Genomic DNA, 19,890 nt, shown 5'->3' on the forward strand with positions numbered 1-19,890 from the left:
CTTGGCGATTGCCCCGGCAAATGAAAGTTCTAGCTGTAGGCGTCGCGAATTGAAGCCATTTAGAGCGACTGTGCGTCGCTCCCACCATGACTTTCAGAGTGACATTTTAGCGCCGCCTGTATTATTGGCTGATGCGTGTGTTTAGTATTTTAGAGTCGAAGGTATTATGTTTACAGGCATCATTCTCGCGGTGGGACACATCGCCGCGATTCAACCGAAAGGCGGCGACTGCCGCTTGACAATCCATACGGGCAAATTGCCGCTGGGGGAGGTGGCGTTGGGTGACAGCATCGCCGTCAACGGCGTCTGCTTGACCGCCGTGGAATTGGGCGGCGACTATTTTTGCGCCGACGTCTCCAACGAAACCTTGTCGCGGACCACCTTGAAATCCGCGGCAGCCGGTACGCCGGTGAATCTGGAGCTGGCGTTGACGCCTTCGTCCCGTCTGGGCGGGCATATCGTCAGCGGGCATGTCGATGGCATAGGTAAGGTCGTCGAAAAACAGAGCGATGGCCGTTCGATGCGTTTCAAATTCAAGGTGCCGGACAATCTGGCCAAATACATCGCTGAAAAAGGTTCTATCTGCATCGATGGCATCAGTTTGACCGTCAACAGCGTCAATGGTGTGTATTTTTCCGTCAACATCGTGCCGCATACCTTGCAGGAAACTACGCTGGGCGATACCCATGTCGGCAGCGAGGTCAACTTGGAAGTGGATTTACTGGCTCGTTACATGGAGCGCCTGATGCTCGGCGAGGCGGCCGCGCAATGCCAGGGCGGCGTCACCGAGGCCCTATTACATGAAGCAGGCTTTATCAAATGAATAGCATAGAAGAAATCATAGCAGACCTGCGCCAGGGCAAAATGGTCATCATCATGGATGACGAAGACCGCGAAAACGAAGGCGATTTATTGATGGCGGCGGCATTCGTGCGCCCCGAAGACATCAATTTCATGACCAAATACGGCCGCGGCCTGATTTGCCTGACACTGACGCGCGAACGCTGCCAGCAATTGCGGTTGCCGCTGATGGTCAGCGACAACAAAACGCCGTACACCACCAATTTCACGGTGTCGATCGAAGCCGCCGAAGGCGTGACCACCGGTATTTCCGCAGCCGACCGCGCATTAACCGTCCAGACGGCGGTGGCAAAAGATGCCCAGCCCACCGATCTGGTGCAGCCAGGACATATTTTTCCTATCATGGCCCAGGCCGGCGGCGTGTTGAACCGGGCCGGCCATACCGAGGCCGGTTGCGATTTGGCCAGGTTGGCCGGCGTGGAGCCCGCCGCGGTGATCGTGGAAATCTTGAATGACGACGGCACCATGGCCAGACGGCCGGACCTGGAAAAATTAGCCGCTCAACACGGGCTTAAAATCGGCACCATCGCCGATTTGATCCATTACCGCATTCAGCATGAAAACACGTTGGAGCGTATCAGCGAGTGCGCCTATCCCACCGAGTTCGGCGATTTCAGGCTATATGCCTACCAGGACAGAAACGATGACAATGTCCATTTGGCCTTGGTGATGGGAGACGTGGCTGGCGACGAGCCGGTGCTGGTAAGGGTGCATGCGCGCAATCTGATGGATGATTTGTTTTTCTCCAAACGCAGTGATTGCAGCCTGCCGGTACGCGAAGCGCTGAAAAAAATCGCCGAAGCCGGTCGTGGTGTGTTGGTGATTATCCGGCAGAAAGAGGATAACAAATCGTTGGTCGAGCTGGTTCATGCCTATCAAATGCAGGATCATGGCCTCAAAAACACTCAGGACTTGACGGCCGATGCCGATTGGCGCACCACCGGAACCGGCTCTCGGATCTTGTCCGATTTGGGCGTGCGACGGCTGAAAGTCATGGGTACGCAGAAAAAATACATTGGTCTGTCCGGTTTCGACCTGGAAGTGGTAGAGCATATCGACACCGCACATTGAATAAACCTTTAATCAAGATTTCAATCCATACAGCAAGGTAAACCTATGACAACAGTCACAACCCTGGAAGGCAATCTGTCCGCGCAAGGCGGCAAATTTTGCATCGTCTCCTCGCGTTTCAACAGCTTCATCGTCGAGCAACTGGAAGGTGGCGCGATTGATGCCATCGTCCGACACGGAGGCGATAAAGCCAACATCACGCTGGTTAAAGTGCCGGGCGCCTTCGAATTACCCGTGGCTGTGCAACGAGTCGCTGCGGCCAAAAAATTCGATGCGATCATCGTGTTGGGCGCGGTGATCCGCGGTGGTACGCCCCACTTTGAATATGTCGCCGGCGAATGCGTGAAAGGTATCGCCCAGGTTTCGTTGCAACACGACGTGCCGGTCAGCTTCGGCGTGTTGACCGTCGATACGATCGAGCAAGCCATAGAGCGAGCGGGTACCAAAGCCGGCAACAAAGGCGCGGAAGCGGCCTTGTCGGCAATCGAAATGGTCAGTCTGTTCAATAATATGAGTGTTTAATGAGTCAAGCGAAAACCAATGCCAGAAAGTGCGCGGTGCAAGCACTGTATCAGTGGCAAATGTCCGGCGAAAGCCTGAGCCGTATCGAAACTTACTTCCTGGAGCAAGAGTATCTGAAAGGGGCACAGAAAACCTATTTCAGTGAGCTGTTTCATGGCGTACCCAAACAGTTGACGGAGATTGATGCGGCGCTGGCCGAATTCGTCGATCGGCCAGTAGAAAAAATCGATCCCGTGGAACGGGCGATTTTACGCATCGGGGTTTATGAGTTGATCAATCGACTGGAAACACCGTACAAAGTCATCATTAACGAGGGCGTCAATCTGGCTAAGGATTTTGGCGCCGAAGGCAGTCACAAATATGTCAACGGCATCTTGGATAAGGTTTCGCAGAAGCAGCGCGCGGTCGAAATCGCCGCCAAGCGGGCCAAGCCGCAAAACTGATGGCGCGGGTCAACGAGTGACGGACACATTGCTCTGAAAATCATGGTGGACGAAGTGCCGAAATATCTGGAAAAAGCTAAAGCTTTTTCACTCCGAGCCACGCAGGGGAGTGCGATTGCTTTAGCTATCGCACTGATGGCAAATCTTCCCGGCTTGCGCGTTTTTTGACCCGGTGGATAACGTTCATTTACCGGGGTAATGCAACACTTTCATGGCCGTTAGGTAGAACAATGTCGGGAACAATTGCCGAATTCGATTTGATCCGGCGCTATTTCGCCGTGCATGCGCCGCAACACCCTTACAACCCATTGGGCATAGGCGATGACTGCGCATTATTGAATGTGCCTGCGGGCTATCAGTTGGCGGTGACCACCGACACCATGGTCGAAAATGTGCATTTTTTCGCCGATGTCGATCCCGAGTCACTCGGCCACAAGTTGCTGGCGGTCAATCTGAGCGATCTGGCGGCCATGGGTGCCGAACCCTTTGCGGTGACGTTGGCCCTGACTTTGCCCGCGACCGATGAATCTTGGCTGCAGGCTTTTTCGCGCGGATTCATGGCACTGGCCAGGCAATATGGCGTCGATCTGGTTGGAGGGGACACGACGTCCGGGCCTTTGACATTGAGTGTGCAGGCCATGGGCGTGGTGCCGGAGGGCAGGGCGTTGCTGCGCTCTGGCGCCCAAGCCGGCGACGCGGTTTACGTCACGGGTCAGCTCGGCAATGCCGGTCTTGGGCTAAAGATCAAGCAAGGTTATGACTGCAACAGGCCCGATCTGGCATTGCAGTGTTTCAATAAACCGCAGCCCCGTATCGAGCAGGGTCTGGCATTACGCGGTATTGCCAACGCTTGCATCGATATTTCCGATGGTCTGGCCGCCGATTTGGGTCATATTCTGGAACAAAGCGGTGTGGGCGCCCGCTTGCAATGGGAGCGTTTGCCGCTGTCTGCGCAAGTACAGGAGTATGTCGAACGTAGCAACGACTGGCGCATGCCGTTGACGGCTGGCGACGATTACGAATTGTGTTTTACCGTGCCAGCCGATTTTGCCGGGCAATTGCCCGGCGGCAGCATCCAGGTCGGAACGATAGAGGCCGAACCGGGGTTGCGCGTCGAACGAGCCGGTGTTACGGAAATCTTCGAGGCGAAAGGCTATGAGCATTTTTCTTAGAGAACATTATGGCAACAGCCGCCTGACGGCATCAGAGATTCTCAAAGACCCGGTGCTGCTGTTGGCGTTCGGCTTCGGCTCCGGTTTGGCGAAGAAAATGCCGGGTACGCTGGGCACCCTGGCCGCCATTCCGTTGTATGTGCTGTTGATGCAAACCCCTGTTGCCGTTTATGGGATTTTCACCCTGCTGAGTGTAGTGTTTGGCATTCTTATCTGCGAGCAAGCCTCGAAAAAACTGGACGTGCACGATTTCGGCGGCATCGTTTGGGACGAGATTGCCGGTTTCCTGATTACGATGATAGGCTTGCCGTTTTCCTGGCATAGCCTGCTCGCCGGTTTTGTCTTGTTCAGACTATTCGACATTGTCAAACCCTGGCCGATCAAATGGCTGGACAAGCATGTTGAAGGCGGCTTGGGCATCATGATGGACGACGTGTTGGCGGGCGTTTTCGCGGCTTTAATCTTGCGTTTTTGGTTTTAATGGATTTTTGTCTACGGTGCCAGCTTTGAAACTAAGGAATGTGTGGGAAATAAGCTCGACAATGGTAGGTGCGAATTCATTCGCACTGTGCGGATAAAGCCGCACCTACACCGAATACTTGCATGGATTATTTCGTATTCATTCCTAACGCGGCTTAATCCTATAAAAATCATTTGGTCCACGAAACACACAAAAATCACGAACAGTTTCAAAAAGTTATTGCTCAAAAAGCCGGCACCTTGCGGGTAACTAAATCAAGTTACGTAACCATCTGTTTTATTTCGTGTCTTTCGTGTCTTTCGTGGACTACTGATGTTTTTAGGTTAATCCATAGGGCGCAATAGTCTTAGTCCTTTGCGCCGTATCTAAAGGGCGATGACAATCGCCCTTTTTTGCATATCAAAAACAGCCGTTACTCATCGCAAATATGTTTCGGCGTGTCGCCGTTCTCATCTTGCGGCTGGGCCGTTTTGGGCAGGTTCGGCATCATGTTTTTCATGCCTTCGCCGCATTTTTTCATGTCCTGCATGACCTTGCTGTGAGCGGCATCCTTGCCGAATTCCATCGCGCGTGCCATCGCCGCATCGCGTTTACCGGCCGCGCATAAGGCTTTGACTTCGGCATCCATGGCGTCGGCTTTTTGTTGGAAGGCCTCCAGTTCGGCTTCATCGATATTCGCCATGCAATTTTGCATCTGTTCAGCTTGTTGCATCAGTTGCTGCATTTGCGCCTCGTTCATTTGCATGCCGCCAAAGTTCTGAGCCGAAACGGCGATAGGTAGTGCCAACAGGCTGCAGGTCAAGAGTTTTTTCATGAAATTCTCCAAAAACACATTGTAGGGATCGTCAATTGCGTAAATATTCGTTGATTTGCAGTAGATCTTGCTCGGTCAGGCTGCCGGAGGCCTGTTTGAGTTTAATGCCGTTGATCAGGTAATCATAACGGCTTCTGGCGTAATCACTCAGGGCCTTGTAAAGATTGCGCTGAATGGCCAGTACGTCGACCATGGTGCGGGTGCCGACTTCCAGGCCGGCTTCCGCGGCCTCGACGGCCAATTCGCCCGATTCGGTGGTGGTTTTGAGGGCCTTGACTTGATTGATGCTGGCCAAGACGCCGCGATAGGCGTCTTTGACTTCGCGATTGACGCTGCGCTTGACCTTGATCAGTTCTTCCTTCGCGATCTCGTATTCCTGTTGTGCCTGGCGGGTGCGCGATACCGTGCCGCCGCCTTCAAATATCGGTAGGTTGACTTGGACGCCAAAACTCTCGTTGTCGCCGCGGAAACCAAATTGGTTGCCGTTGTCCTGTTGATAGTATTGCGCCACGATATCCAGGGTCGGCAAATGCTTGGATTCCTGCAGCTCGATGTTTTTGCGGATGAATTCCGCTTGATTGAACTGGGCTACGATCGAAAAGTTATTACTTTCCGCCGAGTTGGCCCACGCGGAAATGTCTTGAGGACTGGGCTGGCTCAGCGGTATTTGCTCTGCCAGCTTTTTAAGCGTCGCCGGATTGTCGCCAATGATTTCGCGTAACCTTTCCTTGCTGTTATCCAGTTGATTTTCGGCCTCGATGACGGCGGCTTGCGCGCGATCGAAAGCGGCCTGGGCTTCGTAGACGTCGGTGATCGCAATGATGCCGACATCGAAGCGCTGCTTGGCTTGTTCCAATTGTTTTTCGATGGAATTCTTTTCGGCAACGATGAAATCAAGATTATCTTGAGCCGCGAGCACATTGAAATAAGCCTCGACGGTTCGCGTCATCAGGCCTTGTTGCTTGGCTTGAAATTCGGCTTCGGCCTGGGCGATTTTGTTTTCGGATTGATCCAGCTGTACCCAGTGGCCCCAGTTGAAAACGGGTTGCTTCAGGCTGATTCCCAAGGCATGATCCCAATAATGCTGCAAGCCCGCGCCCATGATGCTGAACTCGGTTTTGTAGTTGGCCAGTCGGTTACGCTCGCTGCTGGCGGTAAAACTTAAATTAGGCAGCATTTGCGCAATGCTTTGCGATTTGAACTCACCAGCGACCGCTTGATTGATGTCGCTGATCTTGAATTCAGGATCGTTTTGTACAGCCAATCGATAAATTTCCATCAAGTCTTCGGCCAAGGCCGCTTCGAACGGTATAGAGGCTAACCATAGCGCCGCCAACAGTCTTATCATTGCAATGTTCCGTACAGAGGTGTGAGAATTAATCGATATTATCGCCTAGAATACAGCTACTTCTGCAGCTTTATTTAAGTTTCGCATAAGGTTAGGCCGACAATATTGATTCGTCAAAAATTTAACCCAATCCCAAGAGCTATTATGACTATGAAAGTTACCAAAGCCGTTTTTCCCGTTGCCGGACTGGGCACCCGGTCATTGCCCGCAACCAAGGCCGTTGCCAAGGAAATGTTGCCGGTGGTGGACAAGCCGCTGATTCAGTATGCGGTGGAAGAGGCCGTGGCCGCCGGCATCGACACGATGATTTTCGTGATCGGTAGAAACAAGGAATCCATTGCCAACCATTTCGATAAATCCTACGAACTGGAAAAGGAACTGGAAAAAAGCGGCAAGACCGATTTGCTGAAAATGCTGCGGGAGATTTTGCCCGCGCATGTGTCCTGCGTATTCGTGCGTCAAGCGGAGGCTCTGGGTTTGGGTCATGCGGTGCATTGCGCCAAGCCGGTGGTCGGTAACGAGCCGTTTGCGGTGATCTTGCCGGATGACTTGATCGAGGACGGCGAGCGCGGTTGCATGAAGCAGATGGTGGATTTGTTCGACAAAGAGCAAAGCAGCGTGTTGGGGGTAGAGCGGGTCGATCCCAAGGAAACCCATAAGTACGGCATCGTCGAACATGCCGAAGCCTCGCCCAGAGTCGGTTGGTTGAGTTCCATCGTCGAGAAACCTAAACCCGAAGTGGCGCCCTCCAATATCGCGGTGGTCGGGCGCTACATCTTGACGCCGGCCATTTTTCAAAAAATCGAGAACACGGGGCGCGGTGCCGGCGGCGAAATTCAATTGACCGATGCGATTGCCGCGTTGATGAAAGACGAACGCGTTTTGTCCTATGAATTCGAAGGCAATCGCTACGACTGCGGTTCCAAGTTTGGTTTTTTGTTGGCCAATGTCGAATATGGCTTGCTGCACAAGGAAATCAAAGCCGAATTCGCCAACTATCTGAAACAACGCGTCAGCAAAATCTAGCGGGATATAGCGGGGATGCCGACAGTATCTCGGCATCCTTGAATTTGCCTGCAGGCCTGGAAAAAAAGAATTTTTCCTATGGTTGTTCGATCGAGCCTCATCGATAATGGCGGGTTTAGTCAGCGACCTTGTCTTTATGAGTCTGCGATATCAGATCATTTTCCGAATTCTCCTGTCATCGTTTTGCATACTGGTTCTGGGGGGGGCATTGGCCATCTGGCAAGCGCGCCAGGCCGTGGAAAAAGAGGTCGATGCGTCGATACGCCTGGTGTTGCAGTTAATCACGCTGGGTATTGCCGATGCGCCGTCATTGCAGCATGTCGATGATCTATCCCGCCTCACGGCCTTGCGGCAAACCCGCCATCTGAACATACAAATCAAGAAGGCCAACGGCCAGTTGGTGCATTTTGCCGGCGAACAGCAACCCATTCATCCGGAAGACATGCCGCCGGCCTGGTTCATTCGCTGGGTCAAGAGCGACTATCCCGAAGTCGAGCACAGTTTGACCACCCAGGACGGCGAAGCGCTGACCTTGGTCATCAAGGCGCAACCCCTGGATGAAATCACCGAAGTCTGGCAGGAAAGCGTCAGTTTTTTTACCTCGATTTCGTTGCTGACCTTGCTGACCTTCATTGCGGTCAATTTGGTGTTGAATAAATCGCTCAAGGCGATTGCGGCGATCGTCGATGCCCTGCGCATGATCGAGACGGGCCAATATCGCTACCAGTTGCCCAAATTCGCTACCGCGGAGTTCGATACCATTGCCAGCGCCATCAATCATATGACGGTGGAACTGGAAAAAGCCCGCCAGGAGAATCGAGCCTTGACCCAGCATTCCCTGGCCATACAGGAAGAGGAGCGGCAGCGCCTGTCGCAAGAATTGCATGACGAATTCGGACAATCCCTGACCGCCATCAAGGTCATGGCGGTAACCGCCGCTCAGCAAAATCCCGGCGCCAGTAAAATTACCGCGACCATTACCGAGATTTGCGATCATTTGATACAGGTGCTGCGCTCCATGATGCAGCAATTGCATCCCCTGGTGTTGACCGAGTTGGGGCTAAAGGCTACGCTGGAAGACATGGTGGATCATTGGTCGGAACGAAACCCCAATCTGGATTTGCGTATCCATTGCTGCGATGAAGTGGATGAACTGGACAAGAACGTGACCCGGCAGGTTTTTAGAGTGATACAAGAATCTTTGACCAACGTGATACGGCACGCCAACGCCGAGCGGGTGGCTATCGATTTGAAATTGTTGGAACCGGAAAACGCATTGCAGTTGACCGTGGAAGACGATGGCCAAGGCTGCGATTTACAAAATCTCAACAGGGGGTTTGGCCTGCGCGGCATGAAAGAGCGCGTCAGATCGCTGGAAGGCGAGTTCAATCTCCAATCAGAGCCCGGTAAGGGTACGGTCATAACAGCCTGGATTCCGTTGTCATGAGTTTGAATAAAATTACCATCATTTTGGTCGATGACCATGCCGTCGTGAGGGCGGGTTTCAAGATGTTGCTGGCCAGTAGCGACAAGATCGCGGTCATCGGCGAGGCCGAGCGAGGCGAGCAGGCCATTCAGCTTTATCAGGAGCTGAAGCCGGATATCGTCGTGATGGACTTGTCCATGCCGGGGATAGGCGGTCTGGAAACCATACGCCGCATCGTGCAGCGCGATAACGAAGCGTCTATTTTGGTGTTCAGCGTGCATCACGAGCAGGTGTATATCAACCGGGCCTTGAATGCCGGCGCCAAAGGCTACATCACCAAAAACAGCGCGCCGGAGATTTTGGCCGAGGCCATTATCACTATCCTGCAAGGGGAAACCTATGTGGAGAAAGGGCTGTTGAAGGAGGGCGGCGATTCGCATAAGCCCGGCGATTATCAAAGCCTGATCGCGTCATTTTCGCCGCGCGAATTCGATATCTTCAACTTGTTGGCGCAAGGCTTGACGGTGCATAAAATCGCGGACCAGCTGTGTCTCGGCAACAAAACCGTCGCCAACTACGCCACCCAAATCAAGAAAAAATTACAGGTAGACACCACCGCCGAACTGGCCCATATCGCCGTGAATTTGGGCGTGACGATCAGGTAAGGCATGAGCATGAAATAGCCCATGCAAGTGTTCGGGGTAGGTGCGGATTTATCCGCGCATTGCGAATGAATTTGCACCTACCAATGCCGAGCTTTGCTAACCTCGACCACGTTTTTTAGGTCATGCGTAACCATAGGCGTCGATGAAAGGCTGAAGCCAGGGCATGACAGCAGCGTATTCGCTTTGGTAATGCTTCCAGCGCCCGACCGATGACGAATAAAGCGGCTGGGCGACCTGACTGAAACTGGGGCTGGCGATAACCTTGCCGACGGCATGCTTGTGAAAATCGGCGACATCGGGGTTCCAGTCCAGACCTAGAAAGTCAAACACCCGACGAAACGCGCCTTCGAAGTCGAATACCGCGTCCTCGTAACGAAATTCGACATAGTCCATTGTCAGTTTCGGTTTTACCCCTGTCCACCAATCCATGACCTGCGCATAAAATCGCGCGGTCCCTTCCCAGGTAAACAAATGTACGGTCGATGGCGTCGGGATCATGGTTTGCATGAAGCAGCTCAAACAGACATCGCGCGGGTCGCGCAGCAGAAAAACCAGCTTGGCGTCCGGGAAGAGGCAATTGATCAGGCCAATATCGATGCTGTTCATCGTGGTTTTGTCCAGGAATAGACGATCGCCGATTTTGTCGCCGAACAGGGCCCTGGCGCGTTGCCAATAGAAAGTGCGCAGATGTAAAACACCCTCCCAATCGAGCTGTTCCAGCAGCTGCGGAATAGTGCCCTGCTGATTGATCATCCGTTTCAATTCGTTGGCCGTGGCCATGATCAGATCGGTTTCGTCGGCGACGAATATGTCAGGATGCGCGCCGAGCACCTCCTGCGTCAGGGTGGTGCCGGTGCGCATGAAACCCAATAAAAAAACCGGTGCCGCATGTTCGGCGGGAAAATCGGCGTTTTTCCATTTGCCGAGCAACTCGGGGGTGAAGTCGGTCTTGTACGTGTCCAGCATGTTGGGGACCAGGTTCGCATCCTGGCGCTGAACCTCGGGCAGGCGGGGCGATACGCTGGCCGCCGCATGCAAGTGAGTGAATACTTGCTCCGATACTTGCAATTTATCCAGGACTCTTGCCAATTCCTTGTGCGCACGGAATTTTTCCTCGGGTTTTAGCAGCGGATTTTGCAGCACTTTTTCCAAGCGTTGCCGGGCTAGTTCCGTCTGCCCATCGGCAATTTCCAGCGTGGCCAGCAATATCGCCAGCATGGCGTTGTCCGGTGCCAGCTTCAATGCCTGGCGACCGGCCACCAATGCCAGTTTTTTTTGATTCAGGCGGGAATGGGATAAGGCCAGCAATTGAAAGCCGCGCACGACGGATGGGTTGATTTGCACGGCCTGTTTGCAAAGCTCGGCCGCGCCAGAATAATCATTCCAGTGTTGTAGCTGATCGGCCAAATCCAATACCAATTTAATGTCGCGGCTTTTGCGGGCCTTTTTGGCCAGCAGTTGGCCGGATTGCCGCAAATGCGGTAAACCTTCATCGCGCTTGCCCTGCCAGCACAGTGCTTGCCCTAGGCAAGCCAGGGCTTGCGGGTCCTTGGGGCTTTCTTTGACTGCCTGGCTGAACCAGTGCACGGCTTCGGGAAGGTTTTTATTCTGAATTGCGGCTTGGCCGCGTTGGATGAAAAGAGTCATTGGGCCTTATGGGTAAGGTTTTGTGCGTGTTGCGAAGTTTGCGTCAGTCAGCATGTACAGCTTTTTAAAAGATCTTATCGGTTCGACGTCTCGCCGCGATTTGGCAAGGCATTGATCGCAACGAGGTGTCGTTGAAAGATGGCCGGTTTTAATAGCTATGCTGCTATTGCTTAATAGCCTACACGAAATTGTTTTTCAAAGAAAAGCGAGAAAGCTTTTTGGAGTGCAGTTGAGCTAATTCACCGGAAAAGTGGAGGTGGTAATGTTATTTAACACAGATTAATTGCGTGATGTGCTAGTGGGGGAAACCATTTCTGCCGCATCAGGATATCGCGAAAATAACTTGCCGATTTTAGAAGGCAGCCATTCCGGCCTCCAAATCATATTATGCGGATGAGCTTTGATCGTTCATGACAGCCTGGGCTCCGGCGTTTCCTGTTTTCTGTTCTGTGTTGACAAATTAATGCAGAGGGTTTGGCCAGTCTGTTTGTAAAAACAGGTGCGTATTTTGCTTAAGAAATTGTGTTGTTAGGTTTGTCCTGCCGTCTGGCTACAAAGAGAGTTTTTACCGCTACTCCATGCCACAGGCGAAATGAATTTACGCAGATGTGCGTAAAAGTTTGGTGGGACATGAATGCTGTGAATTTAAATACAATTCCATGAGGGAAAAATGAAAAAAAATAAACTGCATAGAGCTGTCTTGGCAGCGTTGGGGGTATCGGCCATGGCAGCCTATTCTTCTCAAGCCAGTGCGTTTGGCAGTATCGATATAGGTACTTTTACCGGCTCGACCATTTCCGTGGATAGTACTACGCCTTTCAAGGCGTTCAGCGATTACAAGGCTCAAAATCAGGGCTGGATGCATACCGCCAGATTTTTTACCTTGACCATAGGGGATGCCTCCGAAATGGCTAGTGGTAAAACCTACGACGTGCAGTTGAAAATGACTGGACGGGGTACGCTCAATCTCGGCGACGCGACCGCCGCGGCGATCAATAACCCATCCTTTGCCGTATGGACCGCCGGAACAGGTGCCATCAATACCGGTCAGGCAACCAGTATAGGTCATGGCTGGAATCCAACCCGTGGCGTGCAGGAAATTGCCACGGATGTCAATGGTGACTCAACGACTGTATGGACTAACGAAACTTTGGGCGTGGCCGGCATTTTGGAAGGTCATCAAGGATGGATAGGATATGTCAATTCCGGGCCTGCTTATACGCTGATCAACCAGCTAGATCCGCAAAACGGAAATCTGCAGACAGATACCGGTGCAGCGGTGCTGGATTCGGTGTCGAACGGTGGTTTGAACACCAGCAGTTTATCTTGGTTGACTAATCCAGGCGCTTCTAGCACCAGTTTCAGCAACAATTATTATCGAAATGGCGACAATGGGCCGACGATTGGCAGCGCGCCGGATTTTGCGATGATGATCCTATCGGGATTAAAAGCCGGTAATTATCTGATCGGACTGGGCGGCAGTTGCCCAGGTTATCCAAGCGATAGTGCAGCCGCCGCGGCTTGCGGAAAGGGTAATCAATTTACCTTTGAAGTATCCGCCGCGCCCGCCGCAGTCCCTGTTCCTGGTGCGGTTTGGTTGTTCGGTTCGGCCATGATAGGCTTGCTTGGCATCGGCAGACGGAAACAGAACCAACAAGCCTAAGGGTAAGGGGCTCGCAAGGCTTAATATCCCTGCTTTGAAGAATGTCGTAAAAGTCAAAACCCTCCCTTCTCCCGCCGGGAGAAGGGAGGGTTTTACTTTTTTCGACATCAGCCTCTTTTAGCGAGGTAGCTTGTTTTCAATCATCTAGCAAGCTTCCACCCTGACGGCCTTTCGCGTCGACCCATAAATGCGGTAGGCCCAATGTTTGCAGCCACTCGGGGCCTTGTTCTGCTTTCAGCATCGCTATCGTCGCGGCGCTTCCGGCCAGTACGCAGAAATCGCTGATCACACTGACGGATGCCAAGTGTTTTACCGGCCAACCGCTCAATGGATCGATGATATGCGTATAGCGCATGCCGTCTATCATGATATAGCGTTGATAGTCGCCGCTGCTGGCTACCGCGCCACGGTGTATCGACAGGGTTTGCAGCATGGCTTGCGATTGCCGCGGATGCTGGATTCCAATCCGCCATGGCCTGTCGTCGGGGCGCGGGCCTATGATCCGCACATCGCCGCCCAGGTTGACGACGCCATGCCGGGCACCGGCGTTTTGGCATAATTCGGCGGCCCTATCGGCGGCATATTCCTTGACGATTCCGCCAAAGTCGAGTTGCATACCTTCATGCCTGAAAGTCAATGTCGGCGGGGACCAATCCAATCGCTGCCAGCCTACCCGTTGCAGTAATGCACGGATTTGGACGTCGCTAGGTAATTGATCCTGTTGCGTTTGCCAGGCCTTGCTCAAAATGCCGGCGGAGATGTCGAATAGACCGTCGCTTTGCTGATGACAGGTTTGCGCGTAGTTCAATAATCCTGCTGTTTCTTCGTCGACCTCGATACTGCCGCCGCTGGACGCTATTTGATTGATGTTTGCCAGCAGGCTATCCGGGCGGTAACGGGAATATTTGGCTTCCAGGCGTTGAATATCCGCGATGGCAATCTTGGCGATTTGTTTGGCCAGCAACGAATGTTCGGCAAATAATTGAATTTCGCAGGGCGATCCCATGGCCCTGAATGGAAATCGGAAAATTTTGAGTTTGTTGGCTGCCAAGATTGTTCGTGATGTTGGTGGGGCACTGTGTAGGTGGCAATTTATTCGCACGCTCAAAGGATTGCATGGGAATAGATTCGCATCTACATCGGCTGGGTCTCTGTTAAGCCACCTGAATATTCCGTCAAAATAGCTTTCGCATGCACCCATCCCTACTGAGAGTGTCGTAAAAGTCAAAACAGTTCCTTATCCTGCCAGGAGAAGGTTGGGACGAGGGATATAAATCAGTTGCTTACATTGTTTGTTCCCCTCACCCCGCACTCTCCCTCAAGGATAGGGGGCTTATGCGACGGCCTTTTCTACGGGGTAGCGTAAAAACCTTCGCGATTGGAAAAAGCTAAAGCTTTTTCACTCCAGGCTCAATCTGGGAGTGCAATAGCTTTAGCTATTGCCGAATAGCGCAAGCGTTTCAAAACGAAAAACTCCAGGTGGCGGTCAATGCGCCGTCCCGATCCAACTGATAACCGTTGAAATCCGTAGCGACAGGTTGCAGCCATTCCACGCTAAAGTTATTGCCGGCAAAGCGTCCCTCCGGAATGGAGGCATTCAGGCCAAAACCCACATCCCAGAAGCGACCGCCATAATTGGCCGGAAAATCGACTGGTGATGTCGTCTCATGGGTTTGATTGGTTTCTCCCCGAATACGATCCTGCCAGGTATAAACTCCCCGTATCGTGGCCGACAACCAATTGAAAATATTATAACTACCCCAGCCGGTTGCTTGAAAAATATCGCCATAGGCGTAACCGTACTCGTTCTTCTGCAAGCGTTTGGTACCATTGAGCTGTCCGCCCCAGCCCCAGTCGTCGATGTGGCCCGTATAAGTCAAGCTGGGCTTGAAATCCCAAGTGCCGCTGCCTAGCTGCATGCCGTAATCTTGCAAAACAGCCGTGCCGGTTTCGCGCTCCGTGCTGGCGCCATTATCCTTTAAACGGCCTTGCGAAATTTCCGCATCGATGGCGCCCGTGGGTGCGCTCATGCCTATGCCGGCATGCACATGATGGGTGCCATCATCCATGAGTTTGACCATTGCCACGGCCAGCGTATCGCCGATGTCGTTGCTGGTGTGCTTGCTGCCGCCATGCTCGCCCTCATTGCCGGGTTGCAATGAGTCGCTCATGGTCATGTCCATGCTCATCAATTGCGGCATGATCATCAGCGTCAACCAATCGGTTGGCGAGTACATCAAATCCAGCATGTGCATTTGCATGTGCATTTTGGTGGGTTTGTACAGGCATCCGTCGCTGACGGCGCAGGCATTGCTCACCAGCAAGGCGTCGCTGATCTGATCGCTGCCGTGCAGCATGGAACCGCTTTGTACGCCGTATTGGTAGCGGTAGCCCACCATGATTTCATCGGCCTGACTCATCATGTGCCCAAACATCACGCCGGCCGGTATCGGTGCGCCATGATGGTGGTGGTGATGCATGTGATGATCGCCCGCGCCGCCGCCCATCGAAAAGGGTCTGGCCGCGAAATCGATGTTCAAATTGGCATGGGCCATAAAATATTCAAAATCAGCATAATCGCCGACACCGCCGCCGCCCAATTTCAAGCCGCCGGAATGAAAGGTGTATTCAAAGCCGGTTTCCAGGGTGATGCCGCGGGCAAATTCCTTCGTTATGGTGATTCCTGGCGTCAGATTGCCAAATGCCGATAGCCTGAAATCGCTGGAATAATAACCATCCGCGCGCGGAGCCAGAAAATAAGGGGCAAAAAACTCCGCTTCCGATTGGGAGTAATACCGCAGCGATGGCGTAACGGTAAAACCACCGGGCAGGGACTGGAACCATTTCAGTTCGAAAGTGTGGGAGTTTATATTCCAGTCGTCGGTATAAAACCGATAATCGAAATGAACGGAGGCATCCAGTTCGGGGATGTGTTGATTCAAACGGTTTGAGGTCGAAAAAATATTGCGTTGGCTGGGGCGGTTTTCTCTGAATAATTCTATGCCCACCATTTCCAATGACGTTAATTGCCCCCAGTTGAAATCCTCGTCGGCGGATTCCAGTAAGGCATATTCTTCTGGCGTTATTTCGCCGCGTATGTAAACGTATTTATAAGGATTGCTGAGGTAACCTTGTTGATGGCTGTAATTGGCCGAAGTTTGAAACAAGGTGTTCTTGCCTAAAACCTGCGATAAGCCCAAGTTGAAATTATGGAAAGTGCTGGTTTCTTTCAAGTCAGGATAATTAGGCGCCGCTTCATCATGAGAGTGACCGGATGCTGCGTGACCGGTGCTGCGGTTAATGTCGTTGCTCGTGACGCCGTAGCCACCGAATACGGTGGTTGATTTGTCGTTGAATTCGTGACTGACGTTCACCGAGCCGAAATTGGACAGAAAATCAGGCTCATCGGATAGACCGCCGGAGAGGCTCAAAGTGGTGTCGTCAAAAAAATATCGCGTTGTAAATTGCGGCATGGAGCGAGTTTCCATGGGTTGCAAGGCAAAGCGTTGCACGATGGGCGTATTTGTTGGCACCATGCTGTCCAGCAAAGAGCGATAGGCGTCGACTTTGGCTTGAAATTTGAGGTTTTCGACCAATTGCTCGACATCGCGGAAGGCGTCTTCCTTTTCCTTGTTCAGGTTGGCGATATCCGCTTGATATTGTTTGGTAAGTGATTCTATCGTTTCGTTTTTTTTGCTGGCGGCGGCATCGATGGCTGCATTTTGTTCCGGGCTTAGGTTTTGTGCGGCCAAGTCGGACTCAAATTGCGCTTTCCGGTTATTGATTAATGTTTGATATTGGCTATCCAGATTGGCTTTGAACTGGGTTAAGTCGGTGTTCCAGCTTAACCAGGCCGAGACGGGTGAGACAGCGATGTCGTCGATTTCAAGCGCAAAATTAAATGTAGCTTTGCCTGTATTATTGATGTTTGCGTAATGTAGCCAAGCGGCCTTGATGTTGCGAAAACCACTGTTTAGCGGCAAAGTACCCACGAAGCCATTGTAAATCGTTTGGTAGGCTACACAGCTTGCATAATCGGTGCATTTGCCGCTAAGTGTAGGCTCTGCTAAGTTTGTGTTGGTCGCTTGATTGAATCCCAATATCTCGAAATAATCTACGCTAGGATCGTGATCGGGATTGGGTGTCACGCCATCCGCTAAAAATTTTGCATACGGGTTTTCACCTTTATATGGAGAATTTATTTTGATCGAATCCAGACTGAAAGCCGAGGAGTCGAGCGCCCTGATATAAATCCCGCCGGAGTCGTTGTGGTAGGTAAGGGCGCGGTTGCTTGTGGTGCCGCCTTGATGCAAATGCGCGTTTGGGCCTGTGATGTCATTAATTGTACCGACGATGATACCGTTTTGGCTGATACAGTCGCCGCCTGGGCATAGCCCGCCTGAAATGGGGGAGTCGCTAGCCTTGCCATAATAAGCGCCCGCGGTAAGAACGCCCTCGAAATTGACAGTGGTCGATGTTTTGATGCTGCTGGGTTCTGGATGGCTTGCCTGGTAAGTCGCTAAATCGTTGGTTTTTTGTTGGTTGTACAAGGCAATATCATTATCCCTTTGTTGTCTCATTGATGCGATAAAGGGACCGACGATCGAATCGAAAGTGTTCGTGTACTCGGTTTCTACATAAATTTGCGCTTGATACAGATTGAAATCAAGCGATTTCAAGTCATTTTGATGATTATCATTGATCTGAGATTGGAGGGTAATACGATTGTTCGATATTTGATCTTGCGAGTTGCTGATTACGTTCGCTATTGTAGAGCCGCTTTCCGTATAGAAAGTATCCAGGCCAAAGGTCAAAATATTACTTTTAGTGACAATGGGAGAGGCGGAGGATACTAAGTCTTCATAGATTATTTTGGATTTCTCTTGTCTCGGCAGGTTGGTCAGGGTAACTGGTAGGCTGTACATCGGCGTGGCACCCGAGTAAGTATCCCTATCCAAACTAAACGACAGTTCGATACGATCGGTCAACGGAATCACGGCGTCAGCGTGATACACATCGACCTTCATCCTGTTGTTGTTTTCTTCGTAATGACCGTAGCTGACGTTGGCGTTGATATTGGCCGCGGGTACGGCCGCAACTGCCTGCAAACCGGGCAAGCTCAACGCGGCCGATGTCAGCGCGGCGAGCGCCGCGTTTTTTTCCACTTTAGTTGCAGCCACAGCCGCCACCCGCGCCGCTATGTCCGCCTTGCGAGGCCTCCTTGCTGGTGAAGATATGATCCCGGAACCGGTTCAGGTTGGGATTGGGGTTGATGCTCATGTCCTCGCGGGCCAAATTGCCTCTTTCCCAGGGCGACACCTTGCTGCAGCCCTGGGCAAGCAAGCAGAGGCAGCAAGCCATAACTTTCAGATACGACAAAAATAAGCGCATGGTATTGCAGGTGGATGTTGCGGAGTTATTCAGCTAATAGCTTTTCGACATGCTGTTGAATGGTGGCTTCGTCGCCGTCCCGGAAGCCTAGATGCACTAAACGGACCGTGCCGGTTTTGTCGACCAGATAAGAGGATGGCATGGCCTTGACGTCGAAAACACCGGGACAGTTACCGTTCGGATCGAACGTCATCAGATAGTCAACCGGATTGGCTGCCAGAAATTGCTTGGCTTCATCGCTGTTTTCGTCGACATTGATGGCGACGATTTCAAAGCCGTCTTTTTGTTTTTCGTTACGCAGACTATTCAGGAAAGGCATGGATTTCTTGCAAGGCGGGCACCAGGTCGCCCAAAAATCCACCAATACCACTTTGCCTTTATAAGCATTGAAGTCCAGTTGCGCGCCAGTATCGGCAAGTGTGGCTTGGCAGCTCGGCACGGTTTGGCCTTGATCCGTCGCATAAGCGTGGGACGATAGGGTCAGGATGACGGCGAGGAGTAATGATTTTTTCATGTTATTCAGCAGGGTAGAGATAACGGTTTGACTGTAATTTGAAGCAATAATTATGCCTAATAGGTGGGCGGATTTGAATTCCTGTTCAGGATTCGCGAATGGCGCCACTCGGCAATGGCTAAAGCTATTGCACTCCCGAAATGCCGCTGGAGTGAAAAAGCTTTAGCTTTTTTCAAATAACGCTCATGAAGGCTATCGCCCCGTCCAATGAAAGTTCTAGCTGTAGGAGCGACGCATAGTCGCGAATTGAAGCCATTTATCGCGACTGTGCGTCGCTCCCACCATGACTTTCAGAGTCGGATTTGTGGCCCGAGAGGGGGCAAATTTTCAAAGGTGTTTTTGTCATTCCGGTAGGGATCACAGGAAATCAGGCCTCAAGGATGGAGCGTAGCTTGCCATTGCCGGCAGGCATATTAAATCCGACAAAGAATTAGGCGCGGTTCTTCAGTCGGGAGGCTAATTCTGACGAAATCCAGGTTGTATTTTGCTTGCCAGATGAGCGGCAGACGGCAGGAAAAAGCGTCGTGCTGGTTTTTCTTGTGATAAAAGGGCAAAAAACCCATTGAATGCCGATAAATAACATAGTTCAATTTAAAAAGAGGTGTGCTCTCCTGTCGCGTCATGAAAATCGTTAGATATTTTCTTTGGGTTGCTGTTGGTTTCTTTGAATATTATTTCAGGATAATACATTGACAAAAATGGCCTGTGTTTTGCTTTATGACTTGTTGAAAAATGCCAAACCCGTCGCGAGGCGGGGACGGAAAGTCGCGAATCTCTTCATTCAGGAGATGGTCGGGCTGCCATTCATGGGATGTTTTCGTTTTGTGCCCTGCGTGGACAAAAGGA

The 19,890-nt window shown here is 51.9% G+C and carries 18 protein-coding genes and 1 riboswitch; of the genes, 11 read left to right on the forward strand and 7 right to left on the reverse strand.

The window, feature by feature from the left end:
- Window positions 1-166 precede the first annotated feature (166 nt).
- From NM686_RS08070 to NM686_RS08100, 7 genes are all read left to right on the forward strand, one after another.
- Window positions 167-823, forward strand: coding sequence for a riboflavin synthase (locus tag NM686_RS08070; RefSeq protein ID WP_255187367.1), 657 nt, complete (start codon window positions 167-169; stop codon window positions 821-823).
- Complete coding sequence (gene ribBA, locus NM686_RS08075; RefSeq protein ID WP_255187368.1) at window positions 820-1,932, forward strand: bifunctional 3,4-dihydroxy-2-butanone-4-phosphate synthase/GTP cyclohydrolase II; 1,113 nt, start codon at window positions 820-822, stop codon at window positions 1,930-1,932. Before NM686_RS08070 ends, ribBA begins: the two co-directional genes overlap by 4 nt.
- Before the next feature lie 45 nt (window positions 1,933-1,977).
- Window positions 1,978-2,454 (forward strand): 6,7-dimethyl-8-ribityllumazine synthase, encoded by a 477-nt coding sequence (ribH, locus tag NM686_RS08080; protein WP_255187369.1) that lies wholly within the window; start codon window positions 1,978-1,980, stop codon window positions 2,452-2,454.
- Entirely contained in the window at window positions 2,454-2,897 is a 444-nt protein-coding gene (nusB, locus tag NM686_RS08085; RefSeq protein WP_255187370.1) for a transcription antitermination factor NusB, read from the forward strand. Before ribH ends, nusB begins: the two co-directional genes overlap by 1 nt.
- A gap of 42 nt (window positions 2,898-2,939) precedes the next feature.
- The gene (locus NM686_RS08090) at window positions 2,940-3,065 is read left to right on the forward strand and encodes a hypothetical protein (protein WP_255187371.1); all 126 of its coding nucleotides are present in this window, start codon (window positions 2,940-2,942) and stop codon (window positions 3,063-3,065) included.
- A 62-nt stretch (window positions 3,066-3,127) separates the two neighbouring features.
- Window positions 3,128-4,069: a thiamine-phosphate kinase gene (gene thiL / locus NM686_RS08095; RefSeq protein ID WP_255187372.1), complete on the forward strand. Its 942-nt coding sequence runs from the start codon at window positions 3,128-3,130 to the stop codon at window positions 4,067-4,069.
- Entirely contained in the window at window positions 4,053-4,550 is a 498-nt protein-coding gene (locus NM686_RS08100; RefSeq protein ID WP_255187373.1) for a phosphatidylglycerophosphatase A family protein, read from the forward strand. Before thiL ends, NM686_RS08100 begins: the two co-directional genes overlap by 17 nt.
- 412 nt (window positions 4,551-4,962) lie before the next feature.
- On the opposite strand, the gene NM686_RS08105 is transcribed toward NM686_RS08100, so the two are convergent.
- Both NM686_RS08105 and NM686_RS08110 read right to left on the reverse strand, forming a co-directional pair.
- Window positions 4,963-5,364, reverse strand: a complete 402-nt coding sequence (locus NM686_RS08105) for a hypothetical protein (RefSeq protein ID WP_255187374.1) — start codon at window positions 5,362-5,364, stop codon at window positions 4,963-4,965.
- A gap of 31 nt (window positions 5,365-5,395) precedes the next feature.
- Window positions 5,396-6,712 (reverse strand): TolC family outer membrane protein, encoded by a 1,317-nt coding sequence (locus NM686_RS08110; RefSeq protein ID WP_255187375.1) that lies wholly within the window; start codon window positions 6,710-6,712, stop codon window positions 5,396-5,398.
- 144 nt (window positions 6,713-6,856) lie between these two features.
- Here NM686_RS08110 and galU point away from each other — a divergent pair, with 144 nt between their 5' ends.
- The 3 genes from galU (at window position 6,857) to NM686_RS08125 (ending at window position 9,829) form a co-directional block, all read left to right on the forward strand.
- Window positions 6,857-7,738 (forward strand): UTP--glucose-1-phosphate uridylyltransferase GalU, encoded by an 882-nt coding sequence (gene galU / locus NM686_RS08115; protein WP_255187376.1) that lies wholly within the window; start codon window positions 6,857-6,859, stop codon window positions 7,736-7,738.
- 208 nt (window positions 7,739-7,946) lie between these two features.
- Window positions 7,947-9,185 carry an ATP-binding protein gene (locus tag NM686_RS08120; RefSeq protein ID WP_329959175.1) on the forward strand — a complete coding sequence of 413 codons (1,239 nt, stop codon included), beginning with the start codon at window positions 7,947-7,949 and terminating at the stop codon, window positions 9,183-9,185.
- Window positions 9,182-9,829, forward strand: a complete 648-nt coding sequence (locus NM686_RS08125; RefSeq protein ID WP_255187378.1) for a response regulator transcription factor — start codon at window positions 9,182-9,184, stop codon at window positions 9,827-9,829. Before NM686_RS08120 ends, NM686_RS08125 begins: the two co-directional genes overlap by 4 nt.
- A 120-nt stretch (window positions 9,830-9,949) precedes the next feature.
- Here the strand turns inward: NM686_RS08125 and NM686_RS08130 are convergent, their stop codons facing one another.
- Window positions 9,950-11,476, reverse strand: a complete 1,527-nt coding sequence (locus NM686_RS08130) for a tetratricopeptide repeat-containing sulfotransferase family protein (protein ID WP_255187379.1) — start codon at window positions 11,474-11,476, stop codon at window positions 9,950-9,952.
- Window positions 11,477-12,146: 670 nt separating this feature from the next.
- Here NM686_RS08130 and NM686_RS08135 point away from each other — a divergent pair.
- Window positions 12,147-13,139 carry a hypothetical protein gene (locus tag NM686_RS08135; RefSeq protein WP_255187380.1) on the forward strand — a complete coding sequence of 331 codons (993 nt, stop codon included), beginning with the start codon at window positions 12,147-12,149 and terminating at the stop codon, window positions 13,137-13,139.
- A gap of 136 nt (window positions 13,140-13,275) precedes the next feature.
- Here NM686_RS08135 and NM686_RS08140 read toward each other — a convergent pair whose 3' ends face one another.
- The 4 genes from NM686_RS08140 to NM686_RS08155 all read right to left on the reverse strand — a co-directional run bounded on the left by NM686_RS08140 (window position 13,276) and on the right by NM686_RS08155 (window position 19,044).
- On the reverse strand, window positions 13,276-14,145 hold the full coding sequence (locus NM686_RS08140) for an FAD:protein FMN transferase (RefSeq protein ID WP_255187381.1): 870 nt from the start codon (window positions 14,143-14,145) through the stop codon (window positions 13,276-13,278).
- Window positions 14,146-14,599: 454 nt separating this feature from the next.
- Window positions 14,600-18,319: a DUF3570 domain-containing protein gene (locus NM686_RS08145; protein ID WP_255187382.1), complete on the reverse strand. Its 3,720-nt coding sequence runs from the start codon at window positions 18,317-18,319 to the stop codon at window positions 14,600-14,602.
- The gene (locus tag NM686_RS08150; RefSeq protein WP_255187383.1) at window positions 18,306-18,500 is read right to left on the reverse strand and encodes a DUF4266 domain-containing protein; all 195 of its coding nucleotides are present in this window, start codon (window positions 18,498-18,500) and stop codon (window positions 18,306-18,308) included. Before NM686_RS08150 ends, NM686_RS08145 begins: the two co-directional genes overlap by 14 nt.
- Before the next feature lie 55 nt (window positions 18,501-18,555).
- Window positions 18,556-19,044, reverse strand: coding sequence for a TlpA family protein disulfide reductase (locus NM686_RS08155; protein ID WP_255187384.1), 489 nt, complete (start codon window positions 19,042-19,044; stop codon window positions 18,556-18,558).
- A 724-nt stretch (window positions 19,045-19,768) separates the two neighbouring features.
- Window positions 19,769-19,849: riboswitch (cyclic di-GMP riboswitch) on the forward strand.
- Window positions 19,850-19,890 lie beyond the last annotated feature (41 nt).

This window comes from Methylomonas rapida (assembly GCF_024360925.2).
GTDB classification, from domain to species: domain Bacteria; phylum Pseudomonadota; class Gammaproteobacteria; order Methylococcales; family Methylomonadaceae; genus Methylomonas; species Methylomonas rapida.